The following is a 14,302-nucleotide window of genomic DNA, read 5'->3' as shown; positions in this document are numbered from 1 at the left end:
CCAACGCCTGATGAGGAGCGCTGATGCCTGATCTGAATCTGCTGGTCACCCTGGATGTGCTGCTCGCCGAAGGCAGCGTTGCCGGCGCGGCCAAGCGCCTGGGGTTGAGCCCTTCGGCCATGAGTCGCGCCTTGGCACGCCTGCGTGAAACCACTGGCGACCCGCTGCTGGTGCGCGCCGGTCGCGGCCTGGTGCCCACGCCTCGTGCTGTGGCGTTGCGCGAACAGGTCAGCCGCCTGGTGCAGGACGCCCAGACGGTGCTGCGTCCCGCGCAGGCTGTGGACATGGCCGTGGTGGCGCGCACGTTCACCTTGCGCACCAGCGAAGAATTCGTCGAAAGCTTTGGTCCGGCGCTCCTGGCGCGTATCGCCCGAGAGGCCCCCGGCGTGCGCCTGCGTTTCGTCAACAAGACCGACAAAGACAGCACGCTGCTGCGCGACGGTAGCGTCGATCTGGAAACCGGCGTGGTCGATCCCACCGCCAGCCCCGAGGTGCTGACCCAGGCGTTGTTCCGCGACCGCCTGGTTGGCGTGGTGTGCAGCGGCCATCCCTTGAGCCAGGGCGACATCAGCGCTGCGCGATTTGCCGAGGGCGAGCACGTCTACGTCTCGCGGCGCGGGCAGGCGCGTGGGCAGATCGACGATGCGCTTGAAACCCTGGGCTTTACGCGGCAGATCACCAGCATCGTCGCCGGGTTCTCCACGGCCATTGCCCTGGCGCGCGACACTGACCTGATCGCCAGCGTGCCGCAGCGCTACGTCGCCAACCGTCGCGACGTGTTCTGTTTTGCCCTGCCGCTGAGGTTGCCGACCTTTACCGTGGCGATGCTCTGGCACCCACGGCTGGACGCCGACCTGGCTCACCGCTGGCTGCGCGGGTGTGTACGCGAGGTGTGCGGGCAATAAACCGTGCGCAACAGGTACAATCGCCGCTGCCTAGACGCGAAACCCCAGGAATTTGCATGTTCAGCCTTACCCGTTACACCACGCCATGCCCCGAGCCCATCAATGGCCAGATCCTGCAGATGGTGGTGGACAACCTCACCGACATCAGCAGCATTGCGCTGCCGCCGAGCAACCTGCTGTACAACATCTACCAGTACGCGATTGGCTTTGAGGTGCACCTGTACCTGGAGGCGCTGAATGGCGAGAAGGGCATTGCCGTCGAACTGATCGTCGCCACCGATGCCCAGGACGCGCAGAAGGTCATCGGCTTTTTACTGTGCCTGCCGGTGAAGGATGATCCCGACGCCTGTGGTGTTGCCTTTATGGCAGTGCAAGCCGGCATGCGCCGCCAGGGTGTGGCGCGGGGCATGATGCAGGACGTGCTGACACGCTATCCCCATGCGGAGCTGGGGTGTGCGGTGGAAAAGGTGCCGGTGTTCGAGGCCCTGGGCTTGCAGGTGCGCGGCGCACGCGGCACCCAGGTGCTGATGAACACGCGTGACTACGGCACCGATGGCTTGATGGGCGTGCTGGATGTGGCCGCGATCTACAACTCCCTGGAAGTGCGGCAGATCCACACGTATTTGCTGCAAAAACACGGCAAGCGCGCGATGGTTGACGCGGAGAAGCAGCGGGATCGGCATCTGGATCAATTGACGCGCAAAGCCCGGTTGTTCGTGCAAGCGCGTGACTGAAACCCCATCAGCCCCCGGCGATCAGAAGCGATCCAGCCGATACAGCCCAGGCGCCGGTAAACCTGTTTGCTCGGGTGTTTGCGACACCCGTTGACAGACCATCTGCGCTGTCACCGCCGCCTGGGTCAAACCCAGATGCTGGTGCCCGAACGCGAGCAGCACTTTGCCGTCGCACACCCGGTCAATGATCGGCAGTGAATCCGGCAGTGACGGTCGAAACCCCATCCATGGCGTGGCGTCCTGTGCATTCAGCTCATCGCGGAACAATCCCTTGCTCAACCGATGCAGTTGCCAGGCGCGTTGCATGTTGGCCGGGCGTTCGAGGCCGGCGAACTCTACGGTGCCGGCCAGGCGCAGGCCGCCTGCCATGGGCGTCATGATGAATTTGCGTTCCAGCGAGGTCACGGCGAACGGCAGGCGTTGCTGCTCGTGAGGCAGCATCAGGTGATAACCACGCTCGGTGTCCAATGGGACTTTTTTGCCGGTCAGCGCGGTGGTGAGCGCGGCTGAATGGGCACCGCAGGCAATCAGGACCTGGCCCGCGCAGAACGCGCCTTGATCGGTGACCAGCTCGACGCCATCGTCGACAACCCGCGCATCCAGCACCTGGCGCTTGAGGAACTGCACCCCGCTGGCCCTGGCGGCATCCACCAATTCACAAAGAACCTCGTACGGGTCGAGAAAGTGCCCGGTACCCGGAAAAAACAACCCGCCCTGGATCTTCTCGCTTAATTGCGGGGCAGCCTGGCGGATGGCCTCCGCCGACCAGAGCGCCACCGGCACGTGTTGCTGCTGCATGCGCCGGTGCAGGCGATCGAGCGCCTCACGCGATTGCGCCCGCTCATACACCAGCAGCGAGCCATCCTCGCGCAACAGCCCAGGCCGATCGATGCTGGCCAGCAAACGCTGCCAGGCGCCCAGGCTGCGCTCATTCAATGCACGAATGCCGGCCACGGTTCTCTGATGACGGGTGGGTCGCAGGTTCAGCAACAGCCGGACAAACCAGGGCAGGGCGCGGGGCAGGTATTTCCAGTCCAGGCGCAGCGGCCCCATGGGATCCATCAGCATCGCAGGCAAGCGCTTGAGGATCGACAGATCGGCGATGGGGAACACCTGTTCGGTCGCCAGGTGCCCGGCGTTGCCATAAGACGCACCCATGCCAGGTTCCTGGCCGTCGAGCACCACCACGCGCCGCCCTTGGCGCGCCAGTTGCAGGGCACAGGTGACGCCGATAATGCCGGCGCCGACCACCACGAAATCTTCAGCCATGGCTTATGCCTCTCTCTGGCCATCGAGTAGGCCGCCGTGAACAGCCCTGCGGCGCGCAAACATCAGGCGACGTTCTGTTCTGCCGACCAATTGGCGTACCACTGGCGGAACAGCGCGTACTGATTTTCCGCGTAGCGGCGCTGGGCGTCACTGAGCACGTCGGTTTCGTTGAAGTGCAGGGCGTAGCCCTTGTCGCCGTTGAGCACCATCAGGTGCTTGTAATACAGCACCAGGTCGCAGCCTTCATCGAAGGATGACAGCACCGCCAACGCGGCCTCCAGCTCACGGGCCAGGCGCCGCGCCTTGGCATCGCCCTTGGCCGCCTGCGTGCTCAGGGCCACCAGTTGCAGCACTTCCCGTGGCAAGGCATTGCCGATACCGGTGATGGCGCCCGTGGCGTTGCAGTTGACGAAACCGTGCACCACTTGGGTGTCGACGCCGACCATCAACGTCACGCTGTCGTCCTGGGAAGTGATGTGTTCGGCGGCGTAGCGCAGGTCGGCGCCGCCGCCGAACTCCTTGAAGCCGATCAGGTTCGGGTGCTCGCGGCGCAGTTCAAAAAACAGCTCGGCGCGGGTGGCGAAGCCGTAGTACGGGCTGTTGTAGATCACCGCCGGCAGGTCCGGCGCGGCCTTGAGGATCGCCGAGAAGTGAGCCTTTTGCGCAGTGGCAGACGCGCCACGGGACAGTACGCGGGGAATCACCATCAAGCCATGGGCGCCGACCTTGGCCGCATGGGCGGCATGGGCCACCGCTTCACGGCTGTTCACCGCGCCAGTGCCGACAATGGTCGGCACGCCGGCCGCCACCAGGCGCGCCACGCCTTCCTGGCGTTCGGCCTCGCTGAGCAGCGGCCAGTCGCCCATGGAACCGCAATACACCACCGCGCTCATGCCGGCCCCGATCAACTCGCGGCCTTTGGCGACCAGTGCGTCGAAGTCCGGCGTGCGCGCGGCCGTGCACGGGGTCATCAGCGCCGGGATGCAACCGGTGAAAATGTTGTCGCTCATGGTGCTCACTCCGTTCAGTCAAATAGAGGGGGCTCCGATGCCCCAGGCGAAAGGGTCCTGCTCGTCGATCAGCAACGTGCTGTCGGCGGTCATGTAGGCGCGGCCGGTGATGAAAGGGATGACACGTTCGCCGTCCCATTCATAACGGCCTTCGAATTGGCTGCCGGTGATGCTGGCCTGTACCCAGGTTGCCCCGGCGGCGAGCTTGCCGTCGGCGGCCAGGCACGCCAGTTTGGCGCTGGTGCCGGTGCCGCACGGGGAGCGGTCGTAGGCCTTGCCGGGGCACATCACGAAGTTGCGGCTGTCGGCGTGGGCGTCGTCGGCAAACAGTTCGATATGGTCGATCAGCGCGCCGTCTGCACCGCCGATGCGCTGGTCCTCCAAGGCCTTGAGCATTGCCCAGGTGTAATCGGTGAGCGCGTCGACGTTGTGCATCTCCAGCGCCATGCCGTGCTCGGACACCAAGAAGAACCAGTTGCCGCCCCAGGCGATATCGCCGTGCACCACGCCATGCCCTGGCACCGCCACTGCCACGTGCTGGCGATAGCGATAGGCGGGCACGTTGCGCAGGGTCACGGCGCCGTCGTCGTGCAAGGTGGCGGTTACCGGGCCCACCGGCGTGTCGATGCGGTGCACGCCCGGCTGGATACGCCCCAGGTGGTGCAAGGACGCGACCAGCCCGAGCGTGCCGTGGCCACACATGCCCAGGTAACCGGCGTTGTTGAAGAAGATCACCCCGCAGGTAGCCCCTGGCGTGACCGGTTCGCAGTACAGCGCGCCGACCAGCACATCGTTGCCACGGGGTTCCAGCAGGCAAGCGCGGCGCCATGGGTCGTGTTCACTGCGCAGGTTGTGCAACTGGTCGGCAATGCTCGCACCCTTGAGCGCGGGAAAACCGGTCATCACCAGGCGCGTCGGTTCGCCGCCGGTGTGGGAGTCGATCACATGCAGTCGCTTCATAGCGTTGCCTTCTGGTGGGTGATTGGATCGGCAGGCAGTGGCGTTATCGTGAACGCGCAGGCGGCGCGGCGATTGATGTTTTTTGCCGACATCGATGACGAATTCAGCACAGTTTTCCTCCCTCGACAGCACTCGGGGCATCGGGCAATCTGCTATGCGTCGAGGGATCAGCAGGGGGAATACCGTCATGATGCACAGCGCGTTTGCGACCCTTTGCCAAGGCGGCGGTGCGAATCGCCCCCATGACATCGAGCAGTTGGTGGCCGGCGTAGCGCAGTTGCTGCCGATGCTGGATGTGATCCCCAATGCGGCCCTCTTCATCAAGGACCTGGACGCCCGTTACGTGCTTGCCAACAGCACGTTGGTGCAGCGCTGCGGCCTCAAGCATCTGCAACCGTTGCTGGGCAAGACCAGCGCCGAAGTCTTCCCGGCACCATTGGGGCCGGGCTACACCGAGCAGGATCGGCGTGTGCTGGAGCAGGGGTTTGTGCTTGAGGACCAACTCGAACTGCACCTCTACGGCAGCCGTGAACCCGGTTGGTGCCTGACCCACAAATGGCCGTTGTACAACCATGAAGACCGCATCATCGGCCTGGCCGGCATCTCGGTGGACCTGCAATCGGCCAGCCAGACTCACCCGGCCTACCAGCGCCTGGCCGCTGTGGACGAGCACATCCGCATGCACTTCAACCGCCGCGTCAGCCTCAGCGAACTGACACGCATCGCTGGAATCTCCGTGGCGCAGCTGGAGCGCTACTGCAAGCGCGTGTTCCACCTCACACCTCGGCAGATGATCCAAAAGGTGCGGCTGGAACATGCCCATCGCCTCTTGCACGGCGACCTGCCGATCACCGAAGTGGCCTTGCAGTGTGGTTATACCGATCACAGTGCGTTTACCCGGCAGTTCAAGGCTTCGACCGGGTTTACGCCACGCCAGTATCGTCAAGCCACGGAGGGAATGGCGTAACGGCGGCCATTGCAATGCAACGAATGGGCTGCGTCCCCCTCATATGTCTACGAGTAACGTTTTACGACGACAGGTACCGAGCTTATGACCGCGGCTGAAAACAACCATGTGAACTGGCTGGTAGAACAATCGATGCTGCATGCCGCCCGCCAGCGCGCCAAGCTCTATTCCGGGCAAGGCCGGTTGTGGCAACAGCCCTTTGCACAGACACGACCGCGCGATGCCACGGCCCTTTCGTCGGTGTGGTTCACCGCGTACCCCGCGTCGATCGTGACCCGCGAGGGCGGTACGGTGCTGGAGGCGCTGGGGGATGAAACCCTGTGGCATACCTTGTCGAAGATCGGCATCCAGGGCATTCACAACGGCCCGCTGAAAAAGTCCGGCGGCCTTAGCGGCACCCGGCACACGCCGACCATCGATGGCAACTTCGACCGCATCAGCTTCGAGATCGACCCGCAGTTGGGCACCGAGGCCCAGTTGCAGGCGTTGACGCGCATGGCAGCGGCGCACAACGCAGTGATCATTGACGATGTGATCCCGTCCCACACCGGCAAGGGGGCGGATTTCCGCCTGGCCGAGATGGCCTACGAGGATTACCCCGGCCTCTATCACATGGTGGAAATTCGTGAGGAAGACTGGCCGTTGCTGCCCGACGTGGCCGAGGGCCGTGATGCCCAGAACCTCAGCCCCTTGCAGGTGGACGCCTTGCGCGACAAGCACTACATCGTCGGTCAGTTGCAGCGGGTGATCTTCTTTGAACCTGGCGTCAAGGAAACTGACTGGAGCACCACCGCCGAAGTCATCGGCGTGGATGGCAAGCCGCGCCGTTGGGTGTACTTGCACTACTTCAAGGAAGGCCAGCCGTCGCTCAACTGGCTGGACCCGACCTTCGCCGCTCAGCAAATGATCATTGGCGACGCCCTGCACGCCATCGACGTGATGGGTGCCAAGATCCTGCGCCTGGACGCCAACGGCTTCCTCGGTGTGGAGCGCAAGCTCGATGGTACTGCCTGGTCCGAAAGCCATCCGCTGTCAATCACCGGCAACCAACTGCTCGGCGGGGCGATTCGCAAGGCGGGCGGGTTCAGCTTTCAGGAACTGAACCTCACCGTCGACGATATTGCTTCCATGTCCCACGGCGGCGCCGACCTCTCCTATGACTTCATCACCCGGCCTGCGTACCAGCATGCGCTGCTGATGGGCGATGCCGAGTTTCTGCGCCTGATGCTGCGCGAGATGCACCGCCAGGGCATCGACCCCGGCTCGCTGATCCATGCCTTGCAAAATCACGACGAGTTGACGCTGGAACTGGTGCACTTCTGGACCCTGCATGCCCACGACAGCTTCCTCTACCAGGGCCAGACCTTTCCCGGCAATATCCTGCGCGAGCACATCCGTGAACAGATGTACGAGCGCCTGACGGGCGAGCATGCGCCGTATAACCTCAAGTTCGTCACCAATGGCGTGTCCTGCACCACGGCCAGCATCATCACGGCGGCGCTGGGTATCCGTGACCTGGAGGCGATCACGCCGGCGGATATCCAACAGATCCGCCAGATCCATTTGCTGCTGGTGATGTACAACGCCATGCAGCCTGGAGTATTTGCCTTGTCCGGCTGGGACCTGGTGGGGGCGCTGCCGTTGGCGGCTGACGACGTTGCGCACTTGATGCAGGACGGCGACACCCGCTGGATTCATCGCGGGGCTTACGATCTGGTGGACCTGAACCCCGATGCCGAACTCTCTGCCGGCCAGATGCCGCGCTCGAAAAGCCTGTACGGCAGCCTGAACAGCCAACTGCTGGACCCCGACTCATTTGCCTCGCAACTGCAAAAAATCCTGGCCGTGCGCCGCGCCTACGACATCGCCGCCAGCCGCCAGATCCTGGTGCCGGACGTGGAAAACCCCGCGCTGCTGATCATGGTTCACGACTTGCCGGCCGGGAAGGGCACGCAAATCACTGCGCTGAACTTCGGCCCTACGCCGATCACGGAAACCCTGCACCTGCCGGATATCGCCGCGGGGATGGTGGTGGACATCATCAATGAACGGGTTGAGGGCGACCTGACGGCGGAGGGTGAATTCACCATTACCCTGGATGCCTATGAAGGGCTGGCACTGCGGGTCGTGAGCAGCTCACCGATATAACGGTGGCCAGATCCAAAGCCACAGCGTGCTACAAACCCAGTTCAGACAACCCCGGATGGTCATCCGGGCGTCGGCCCTGCGGCCAGTGGAACAGGCGTTCGCTTTCCTGGATCGGCTTGTCGTTGATGCAGGCAAAACGGTTGGTCATCAGGCCGTTTTCGTCGAATTCCCAATTCTCGTTGCCGTATGAGCGGTACCAGTTGCCGGAGTCGTCATGCCATTCATAGGCGTAGCGTACGGCGATGCGGTTGTCGGTGAAGGCCCACAGTTCCTTGATCAGGCGGTAATCCAGTTCCTTGGTCCATTTGCGGGTGAGAAAACCTTTGGCTTCTTCGCGGTTATGGACGAATTCGGCGCGATTACGCCACTGGGTGTCCAGGGTGTAGGCCAGGGACACCCGGTGTGGATCGCGGGAGTTCCAGCCGTCTTCGGCCAGGCGGACTTTTTCGATGGCCGATTCGCGGGTAAACGGCGGCAGCGGCGGGCGTGTTTCTGGGGTGGATGACATTTCAGCGCTCCTGTTTCAGACAAAGTTGCTCGGCCGGTGGATTCAAAGCGCCAATAATGTTCGCGCCATGCCTTGCGCATTATCCGCAGCGGTTGAATCGCCCATGACCAGGGCAACGGTAATGGCGCCATCGATCAGGATCAGCAGTTGTGCGGCCTGCCGTTCGGGGTCGGGGGTGCCGTGGGCTTGGCACAGTTCGAGTGCGTACTCGAACAGTTTGTGTTTATGCGCTTTGGCCAGCTGGCGCACGGGGTTGTGCGGGTCGCCGGTTTCGCCGCTGGTGTTAATGAAGGCGCAGCCGCGAAAATCCGCCGAGCCAAACCAGGTTCTGAGTGCGTCGAACAGCGCGAGCAAGCGTTCGCCGCTGCCGTCGATGCGTTCCACTTCGCCCCGCAGCCACTGCATCCAGCGCTCGTCGCGGCGTTGCAGCGCAGCGATGACCAACTCGTCCTTATTGGCGAAGTAGCGGTAAATACTCTTGCGCGAGACACCAGCGGTTTTCACCAGCAAGTCCATGCCGGTGGCGGCGATGCCGTGGCGATAGATCAGTTTCTCGGTGACGTCGAGGATAATGTCGCGGGTTTCATTGCCAGTCATGTCGTTCATGCGAGAGACAGTAGAACGATCGTTCTTCATGGTCAATTAACTTTTTCCATGTCAGGCAACGAGACCTGAGCAACCCCATGGTGTAAGCTCGGGGCCTCTTCGGATTCGACCCATTGCGAGCCCTATGCCGTCGTTCTTCAAACGCTCCCTGTTGCCCAAGCTGCGTGGTTTCCCCCTCACTCCCGACGCGCTCGACGTGTTGTCCGGTGCCGATGCGTATCGCCGCTGCCTGCTGGAAAAAATCTCCCAGGCCACTCGGCGTATCTACATCGTGGCGCTGTACCTGCAACAGGACGAAGCGGGGCAGGAGATCTACGATGCCCTGCACGCCGCCAAGGTTGCACGGCCGGAATTGGACATCGTGGTGGTGGTCGACTGGCTGCGTGCCCAGCGCGGGTTGATCGGCGCGGGCAAACAGCCGGGCAACAGCGCCTGGTACCAGGCCATGACACACAGCCATGCCAGTGAAGTGCCGGTGTACGGCGTACCGGTGCAAACCCGCGAGCTGTTTGGCGTGCTGCACCTCAAGGGTTTTGTGATCGATGACAGCGTGCTGTACAGCGGTGCCAGCCTGAACAACGTGTACCTGCACAAGTTCGACAAGTACCGGTTTGACCGTTACCACCTGATTCACAGCAAACCCCTGGCCGATTCGATGCAGCACCTGGTGGAACACGGCCTGGTCGCCTCCAAGGCGGTGCACCGCCTCGACCTGCCGAACCCGCCCACCACCCGCAGCCTGCGCAACGATATCGGCGACCTGCGCAGCCGCCTCAAGCACGCGGTGTACGACACCACGGCCGGGCAGTTGCCCAATGGCCACCTGTCGGTCAGCCCGTTGCTCGGCGTCGGCAAGAACAACCCGCTGAGTCGGGTGATCCTGGAGCTGATCGCCAGCGCCCAGCAGCAACTGACCATCTGCACGCCGTATTTCAACCTGCCGCTGCCGGTGACCCGCGAGATCAACCGTGCCCTGGCGCGTGGCGTGAAGATCGACATCATCGTCGGCGACAAGACCGCCAACGACTTCTATATCCCGCCCAGCGAACCGTTCAAGGTCATCGCGGCGCTGCCTTATCTGTATGAAATCAGCCTGCGCCGCTTTGCCAAGCGCCATCAGCCGATGATCGACAGCGGGCAACTGAACCTGCATCTGTGGCGCGACGGCGACAACACCTACCACCTCAAGGGCATGTGGGTCGACGAACGCTATACCTTGCTCACCGGCAACAACCTCAACCCTAGGGCGTTCCGGCTCGACCTGGAAAACGCCTTGTTGATCGACGACCCCAGGGCCGAGTGGCTGGAGCCGCGTCGTACCGAGCTGGCACAGATTTTCCAGCACACCACGCGGATCGAGCGTTACCAGCAATTGCAAACCCTGGTGGACTACCCGGAAGCCGTCGGCAAGTTCCTGCGCCGGGTCAGCCGGGTGCGGATCGAGCGGTTGCTGTACCGGATCCTGTAATCCGGCGCAACGGAATACGTGGGGCGGCCGGACTCGGCTTACAGTCAGCATGCTTCAACGGTTCTTAGATAGCCTCTCCAGACAACGTGCAGAGAGGCTTTCACATGTTGACGTCACTATCGAACACCGGCTCGCCCGTTCCACAGGCCCCCATCGTCGCCAAACACAGCACCAGCCCAGCGATTCAGGCGCCGCGCCAACGGGCCGGCCTGGAACATACGCCGCGCCTGACGGCTGAGCGGGTGGAACGCGAGGCGCTGGCCGAGCGCCTTGAAGCAGGGCTTGGCGACCTCCTCGACGGCGAAATCACCGACTGGTCTTCAGAGGCCTGTGATCTCCCCCCCACATCGGCGCTGCCCGCGCTCAGCCAAGCCGCGATGGCGCGTCTGCAGGCACTTGTGTCTCGCCCGGAAATGCTCAGCCTGTTGCAACGTGAACGATTCGACTGGGACGGCAAGCCCTTCCGTGTGTCTGAAGGCCGTCTTGAACGCTTGACCCCGGTGGGCGGCTGGGTGGACTTGACGCGTTACGTCAACGCAGTGGAGACGTTGCGCGATGAACTGGCGGCATTGACCCCGCTGACCGAACCACTGGGCAATGCGGTGTACTCGACGCCACGCTTTGATGTGCGCCAGCTCCTGGAACTCAAGGGCCTTGGGTCGCCACGCACCGTGGCCGAGACACGCAATGTCATCCGCTGGTTACGGCTGTCGTTGCCGCCGGCGCCCCCGGTGGGCGACTACACCGGGCCGTTTGCGCCCGACACGTTGAGCGCCGCTGACAAGGCCACATTGACCAAGGTCGCGCGAATCAATCTGGGCGGCGTCAAACCTGGCCATATCGCCGGGTATTCGATCTATCAGCCGGCGAACATGGGCCGCACGTTCAGCGAGGTGCGTCGCGATATCGAGCGCCACCTGCAGCAACAAAACAAGCTGACACCGGCCCTGGCAGCGCGGTTGGCCGCGGTATACCTGGCGCAAGCAGCCCCGGAAATGCTGGTCATGGAGGTGCCGGACGCGGTGCGCATCGGCACTCCGGCCTGGATGGAATTACGCCTCGGCTGCGCGCTCGCCGATCATGCCGCACCGGGCACGTCACGGATGATGAGTGAGCACCAGGTCCGCGAGCTGACCCTCCTGGCGCCCACCTCAGAGGCACAAGCCCAGTTGATGCAACTCAATGCACTGAAAATCCTCGCCGACTGGGGCGTGTTGAACGGTGCCGTCAGGCTGCGCAGTGACGGCGAGTATTCTCAACACGACATTGAGGACGCTTCGCGGGCGTTGTTCAAGCAGCAGAAAGAGACGGTCGAGGCCTTCGCCAGCGCCAGCGCGGAGCTGCCGACCCGCAAGGCGCTGGCCATCAGGGAGTTGCTGCGGGCATTTCCGGACAGCACGGCGGCTGAGCTTGAGGGCATGTGCCTGGAATTGGCGAGCGCTGCGGATCGCCGCAACGCACCGGTTACGGAGCCGCGCCGCCGTTCGCTGGTGGAAACCTACATGACCGGCGACCTCACACCGGGAAAATGGGTGCACAGCGAGGATCCGCTTGCCCCGCCGGCGCCGGCGAAAACGCCCTATCAGTCAGGTCGTGCGCCGCAGATTGCGCAGGGCGACCAGGAAGCACTGGACCGACGTATTCGTCATCTGCCCGAGCTGGATGCGCTGCTTGAAAGCGCTGTCGGCAATCACCTCCAACAGCTCCAGGGCGCCTATGCAGTGAAACTCAAGTTGATGCTTGCCCAGTTGCCGCTGGCCGAGCGCACGATGATCGAGCTGGGCAAGGTCCAATTGTTCACCCTGCGCGGCGAGACCGACGTCATTCAGGTCGAGGAGACCCAGGCCCACAGAGATGCACAGCGCGCTCGCCAGGCAACCCTGATGCGCGTGGAGCATGATCAGGCGGTGGTCTATTACGAGGTCTTTGCCAGCGGCAAGCTGATCAAACGCACGGACCTGCCCGACGCCCTTGAGCTTGGCGGAGTGACCGGCAAGAAACCTATTGGCACGCGCCGTGGTTCGTCGAATGTGCTGGTAACACGTGGCACCCAGATGCCTTTCGACTTTGCTGCCTACACGACCGGCTCAGCGCCAAGGCCAGGGGTAATGACGTCATCGGTTATCGTCGAACCGCTGGGAGGGGCGATTGCATCACGCAAGTTGCCGGCCAACCACACACTGCAAAGCTATGTTCCCAACACCTATGGCTCGCGAAAGATCGCTGCAATTGCCAACAGGATTGCCCGTGACAACTTCTATGAGCCCGCCGAGGCCCTGATGCAACGTGCGCGCGAGCCGTTGCCGCTGGAGAACCGTCGCGAAGCCCGGGCCGGCGAGCATGAGTTTCTGTTGGGATTCGTGCCGTTTCTGGGGGCATATCAGGCGTTCAAACGCGGCGATATCGCCCAGGGCCTGGGCAATCTGGCCCTGGATATGGTCGGTGTGGTCATCGGCGCCGGGGGGCAGGCGCGTGGGCTGCTGCGGTCGGCCAAGGCCTTGCTGCCCAACCCGGTGCAGCGCCTCGTCGCACGGTTCAGACCGCCCGCCGCTGCGCTGGCCGCCACCAAGCCGGTGGCCACGTTCGGCGAGCGTGCGTTCGACTTCATCAAGCATTCCGGGTTGTTTGCCAATGCGGTGTTAAACCCGTTGGACGGTTACCCGCAACTGATCCGGGCCGCAACCAAGGGGCTGCTGAAGCTGCCGATGTTACTGGCCGAGGGCGGGGTGAAATGGGGCAAGGCGGCGCCGCATCTGATCACGGCGGAAGAAAAGCTGCGTAGCTACCTGATGGTTTCAGCGGGGCAGGAGAGCTGCGCCCAAGCGCCCAATGCGGTGACATCCCGCGCCGGAACGCAGGACGTCGAGTCAGGTGTTGATCAGTTCAGCCCCAGCTTACCGCGCAGTGTTGAAAGGTCTTCAGCCAGGGTGTTGACCGGACCCACGAGCGCCTTGCGGTCGTTTTCCTTCACTTTGTCGTAGGTCTCGAAGCCGCCGCCCTGGGTCTTGTACTTGGCCAGGATCTTGTCCACGGCGGCAAAATTCTTGTCGACCTTGGCCAGGAAGGCCTTGTCTTGTTTCTCGATCTGGCCACGGAACAGGTCGACGATTTTCTTCGCGCCGTCGATGTTGCCCTGGAAGTCATACAGGTCGGTATGGCTGTAGCGGTCTTCTTCGCCGGAGATCTTGGTTGCAGCGACTTCTTCAAGCAGGGCTGCGGCGCCACCTACGACTTTTTCCGGCGGGAAGGTCAGGCCTTCGACGCGGGTCTTGAGGTCGTTGACGTCGGTGTTGAGCTTGGCGGTCAGCGTTTCCAGGCCCTTGGTCGAATTCTGCGAGAACAGTGCGTATTCGATGCGGTGAAAGCCGGTGAAGTCTTCGGCGGTCACGCCTTTTTCATGGTCATCGACGCGGGAGTCGATGGACGCATCCAGGTCGCTGAACAGCTCGGCGATCGGCTCGATGGACTCATAGTGCACACGGGTCGGCGCGTAGAGTTTCTTGGCGGTGGCCAGGTCGCCTTGGTTGATGGCATCGGTGAACGCCTGGGTCTGGGTCACCAGCTCGCCGATTTCCTCGGTGACGTAGATCTTGTAGTCCGACACCGGCCCTACCAGGTCCAGCGGCGCCGTGGTGGCGGCGAAGGCGGCCAGGGGCGAGAGGGTCATTAACAACGACAACGCGAGAGTCGACTTCTTCATGGGGCGGTTTCCGCTGTGGGGGTTTGG

The 14,302-nt window shown here is 63.0% G+C and carries 12 protein-coding genes; 6 read left to right on the top strand and 6 right to left on the bottom strand.

Annotation, left to right across the window (positions count from 1 at the left end; genetic code table 11):
* Nucleotides 1–23 precede the first annotated feature (23 nt).
* The gene (locus tag AOA60_RS15480) at nt 24–905 is read left to right on the top strand and encodes a LysR family transcriptional regulator (protein WP_099585166.1); all 882 of its coding nucleotides are present in this window, start codon (nt 24–26) and stop codon (nt 903–905) included.
* A gap of 56 nt (nt 906–961) precedes the next feature.
* Nucleotides 962–1,639 carry a GNAT family N-acetyltransferase gene (locus tag AOA60_RS15475; RefSeq protein WP_099585165.1) on the top strand — a complete coding sequence of 226 codons (678 nt, stop codon included), beginning with the start codon at nt 962–964 and terminating at the stop codon, nt 1,637–1,639.
* A 21-nt stretch (nt 1,640–1,660) separates the two neighbouring features.
* Here the strand turns inward: AOA60_RS15475 and AOA60_RS15470 are convergent, their stop codons facing one another.
* The 3 genes from AOA60_RS15470 to AOA60_RS15460 form a co-directional block, all read right to left on the bottom strand.
* Nucleotides 1,661–2,908, bottom strand: a complete 1,248-nt coding sequence (locus tag AOA60_RS15470) for an FAD-binding oxidoreductase (protein WP_099585164.1) — start codon at nt 2,906–2,908, stop codon at nt 1,661–1,663.
* A 62-nt stretch (nt 2,909–2,970) separates the two neighbouring features.
* Entirely contained in the window at nt 2,971–3,918 is a 948-nt protein-coding gene (locus AOA60_RS15465) for a dihydrodipicolinate synthase family protein (protein WP_099585163.1), read from the bottom strand.
* Between the two features lie 18 nt (nt 3,919–3,936).
* Nucleotides 3,937–4,878 carry a 4-hydroxyproline epimerase gene (locus tag AOA60_RS15460; RefSeq protein ID WP_099585162.1) on the bottom strand — a complete coding sequence of 314 codons (942 nt, stop codon included), beginning with the start codon at nt 4,876–4,878 and terminating at the stop codon, nt 3,937–3,939.
* Between the two features lie 187 nt (nt 4,879–5,065).
* Here AOA60_RS15460 and AOA60_RS15455 point away from each other — a divergent pair, with 187 nt between their 5' ends.
* Entirely contained in the window at nt 5,066–5,845 is a 780-nt protein-coding gene (locus tag AOA60_RS15455) for an AraC family transcriptional regulator (RefSeq protein ID WP_099585161.1), read from the top strand.
* 84 nt (nt 5,846–5,929) lie between these two features.
* Complete coding sequence (treS, locus tag AOA60_RS15450) at nt 5,930–7,993, top strand: maltose alpha-D-glucosyltransferase (protein ID WP_099585160.1); 2,064 nt, start codon at nt 5,930–5,932, stop codon at nt 7,991–7,993.
* A gap of 28 nt (nt 7,994–8,021) precedes the next feature.
* Here treS and AOA60_RS15445 read toward each other — a convergent pair whose 3' ends face one another.
* Together AOA60_RS15445 and AOA60_RS15440 are read right to left on the bottom strand one after the other, a co-directional pair.
* Complete coding sequence (locus AOA60_RS15445; RefSeq protein WP_099585159.1) at nt 8,022–8,501, bottom strand: nuclear transport factor 2 family protein; 480 nt, start codon at nt 8,499–8,501, stop codon at nt 8,022–8,024.
* Between the two features lie 42 nt (nt 8,502–8,543).
* Nucleotides 8,544–9,107 carry a TetR/AcrR family transcriptional regulator gene (locus AOA60_RS15440; RefSeq protein WP_099585158.1) on the bottom strand — a complete coding sequence of 188 codons (564 nt, stop codon included), beginning with the start codon at nt 9,105–9,107 and terminating at the stop codon, nt 8,544–8,546.
* A 124-nt stretch (nt 9,108–9,231) separates the two neighbouring features.
* Between AOA60_RS15440 and pssA the strand changes: the two genes are divergently transcribed.
* On the top strand, nt 9,232–10,575 hold the full coding sequence (gene pssA / locus AOA60_RS15435; RefSeq protein ID WP_099585157.1) for a CDP-diacylglycerol--serine O-phosphatidyltransferase: 1,344 nt from the start codon (nt 9,232–9,234) through the stop codon (nt 10,573–10,575).
* Between the two features lie 104 nt (nt 10,576–10,679).
* Nucleotides 10,680–13,556 (top strand): hypothetical protein, encoded by a 2,877-nt coding sequence (locus tag AOA60_RS15430; protein ID WP_099585156.1) that lies wholly within the window; start codon nt 10,680–10,682, stop codon nt 13,554–13,556.
* Here the strand turns inward: AOA60_RS15430 and efeO are convergent.
* The gene (efeO, locus tag AOA60_RS15425) at nt 13,454–14,275 is read right to left on the bottom strand and encodes an iron uptake system protein EfeO (RefSeq protein ID WP_099585155.1); all 822 of its coding nucleotides are present in this window, start codon (nt 14,273–14,275) and stop codon (nt 13,454–13,456) included. The two genes, AOA60_RS15430 and efeO, sit on opposite strands and share 103 nt — an antisense overlap.
* Between the last annotated feature and the right edge of the window lie 27 nt (nt 14,276–14,302).

The sequence above is a fragment of the Pseudomonas sp. 2822-17 genome, assembly GCF_002742485.1.
Classification (GTDB): Bacteria; Pseudomonadota; Gammaproteobacteria; order Pseudomonadales; family Pseudomonadaceae; genus Aquipseudomonas; species Aquipseudomonas cyclaminis.
The sequence above is the reverse complement of the archived record's forward strand: the minus strand, read 5'-3'. Positions and strand labels throughout refer to the sequence as shown.

Excerpts from the sequence above, each read along its gene's own strand:
- efeO (WP_099585155.1), bottom strand. The coding sequence starts at position 14,275 with ATGAAGAAGTCGACTCTCGCGTTGTCGTTGTTAATGACCCTCTCGCCC.
- treS (WP_099585160.1), top strand. The coding sequence starts at position 5,930 with ATGACCGCGGCTGAAAACAACCATGTGAACTGGCTGGTAGAACAATCG.
- AOA60_RS15475 (WP_099585165.1), top strand. The coding sequence starts at position 962 with ATGTTCAGCCTTACCCGTTACACCACGCCATGCCCCGAGCCCATCAAT.
- AOA60_RS15440 (WP_099585158.1), bottom strand. The coding sequence starts at position 9,107 with ATGAACGACATGACTGGCAATGAAACCCGCGACATTATCCTCGACGTC.
- AOA60_RS15455 (WP_099585161.1), top strand. The coding sequence starts at position 5,066 with ATGATGCACAGCGCGTTTGCGACCCTTTGCCAAGGCGGCGGTGCGAAT.
- AOA60_RS15460 (WP_099585162.1), bottom strand. The coding sequence starts at position 4,878 with ATGAAGCGACTGCATGTGATCGACTCCCACACCGGCGGCGAACCGACG.
- pssA (WP_099585157.1), top strand. The coding sequence starts at position 9,232 with ATGCCGTCGTTCTTCAAACGCTCCCTGTTGCCCAAGCTGCGTGGTTTC.
- AOA60_RS15445 (WP_099585159.1), bottom strand. The coding sequence starts at position 8,501 with ATGTCATCCACCCCAGAAACACGCCCGCCGCTGCCGCCGTTTACCCGC.
- AOA60_RS15480 (WP_099585166.1), top strand. The coding sequence starts at position 24 with ATGCCTGATCTGAATCTGCTGGTCACCCTGGATGTGCTGCTCGCCGAA.
- AOA60_RS15470 (WP_099585164.1), bottom strand. The coding sequence starts at position 2,908 with ATGGCTGAAGATTTCGTGGTGGTCGGCGCCGGCATTATCGGCGTCACC.
- AOA60_RS15465 (WP_099585163.1), bottom strand. The coding sequence starts at position 3,918 with ATGAGCGACAACATTTTCACCGGTTGCATCCCGGCGCTGATGACCCCG.
- AOA60_RS15430 (WP_099585156.1), top strand. The coding sequence starts at position 10,680 with ATGTTGACGTCACTATCGAACACCGGCTCGCCCGTTCCACAGGCCCCC.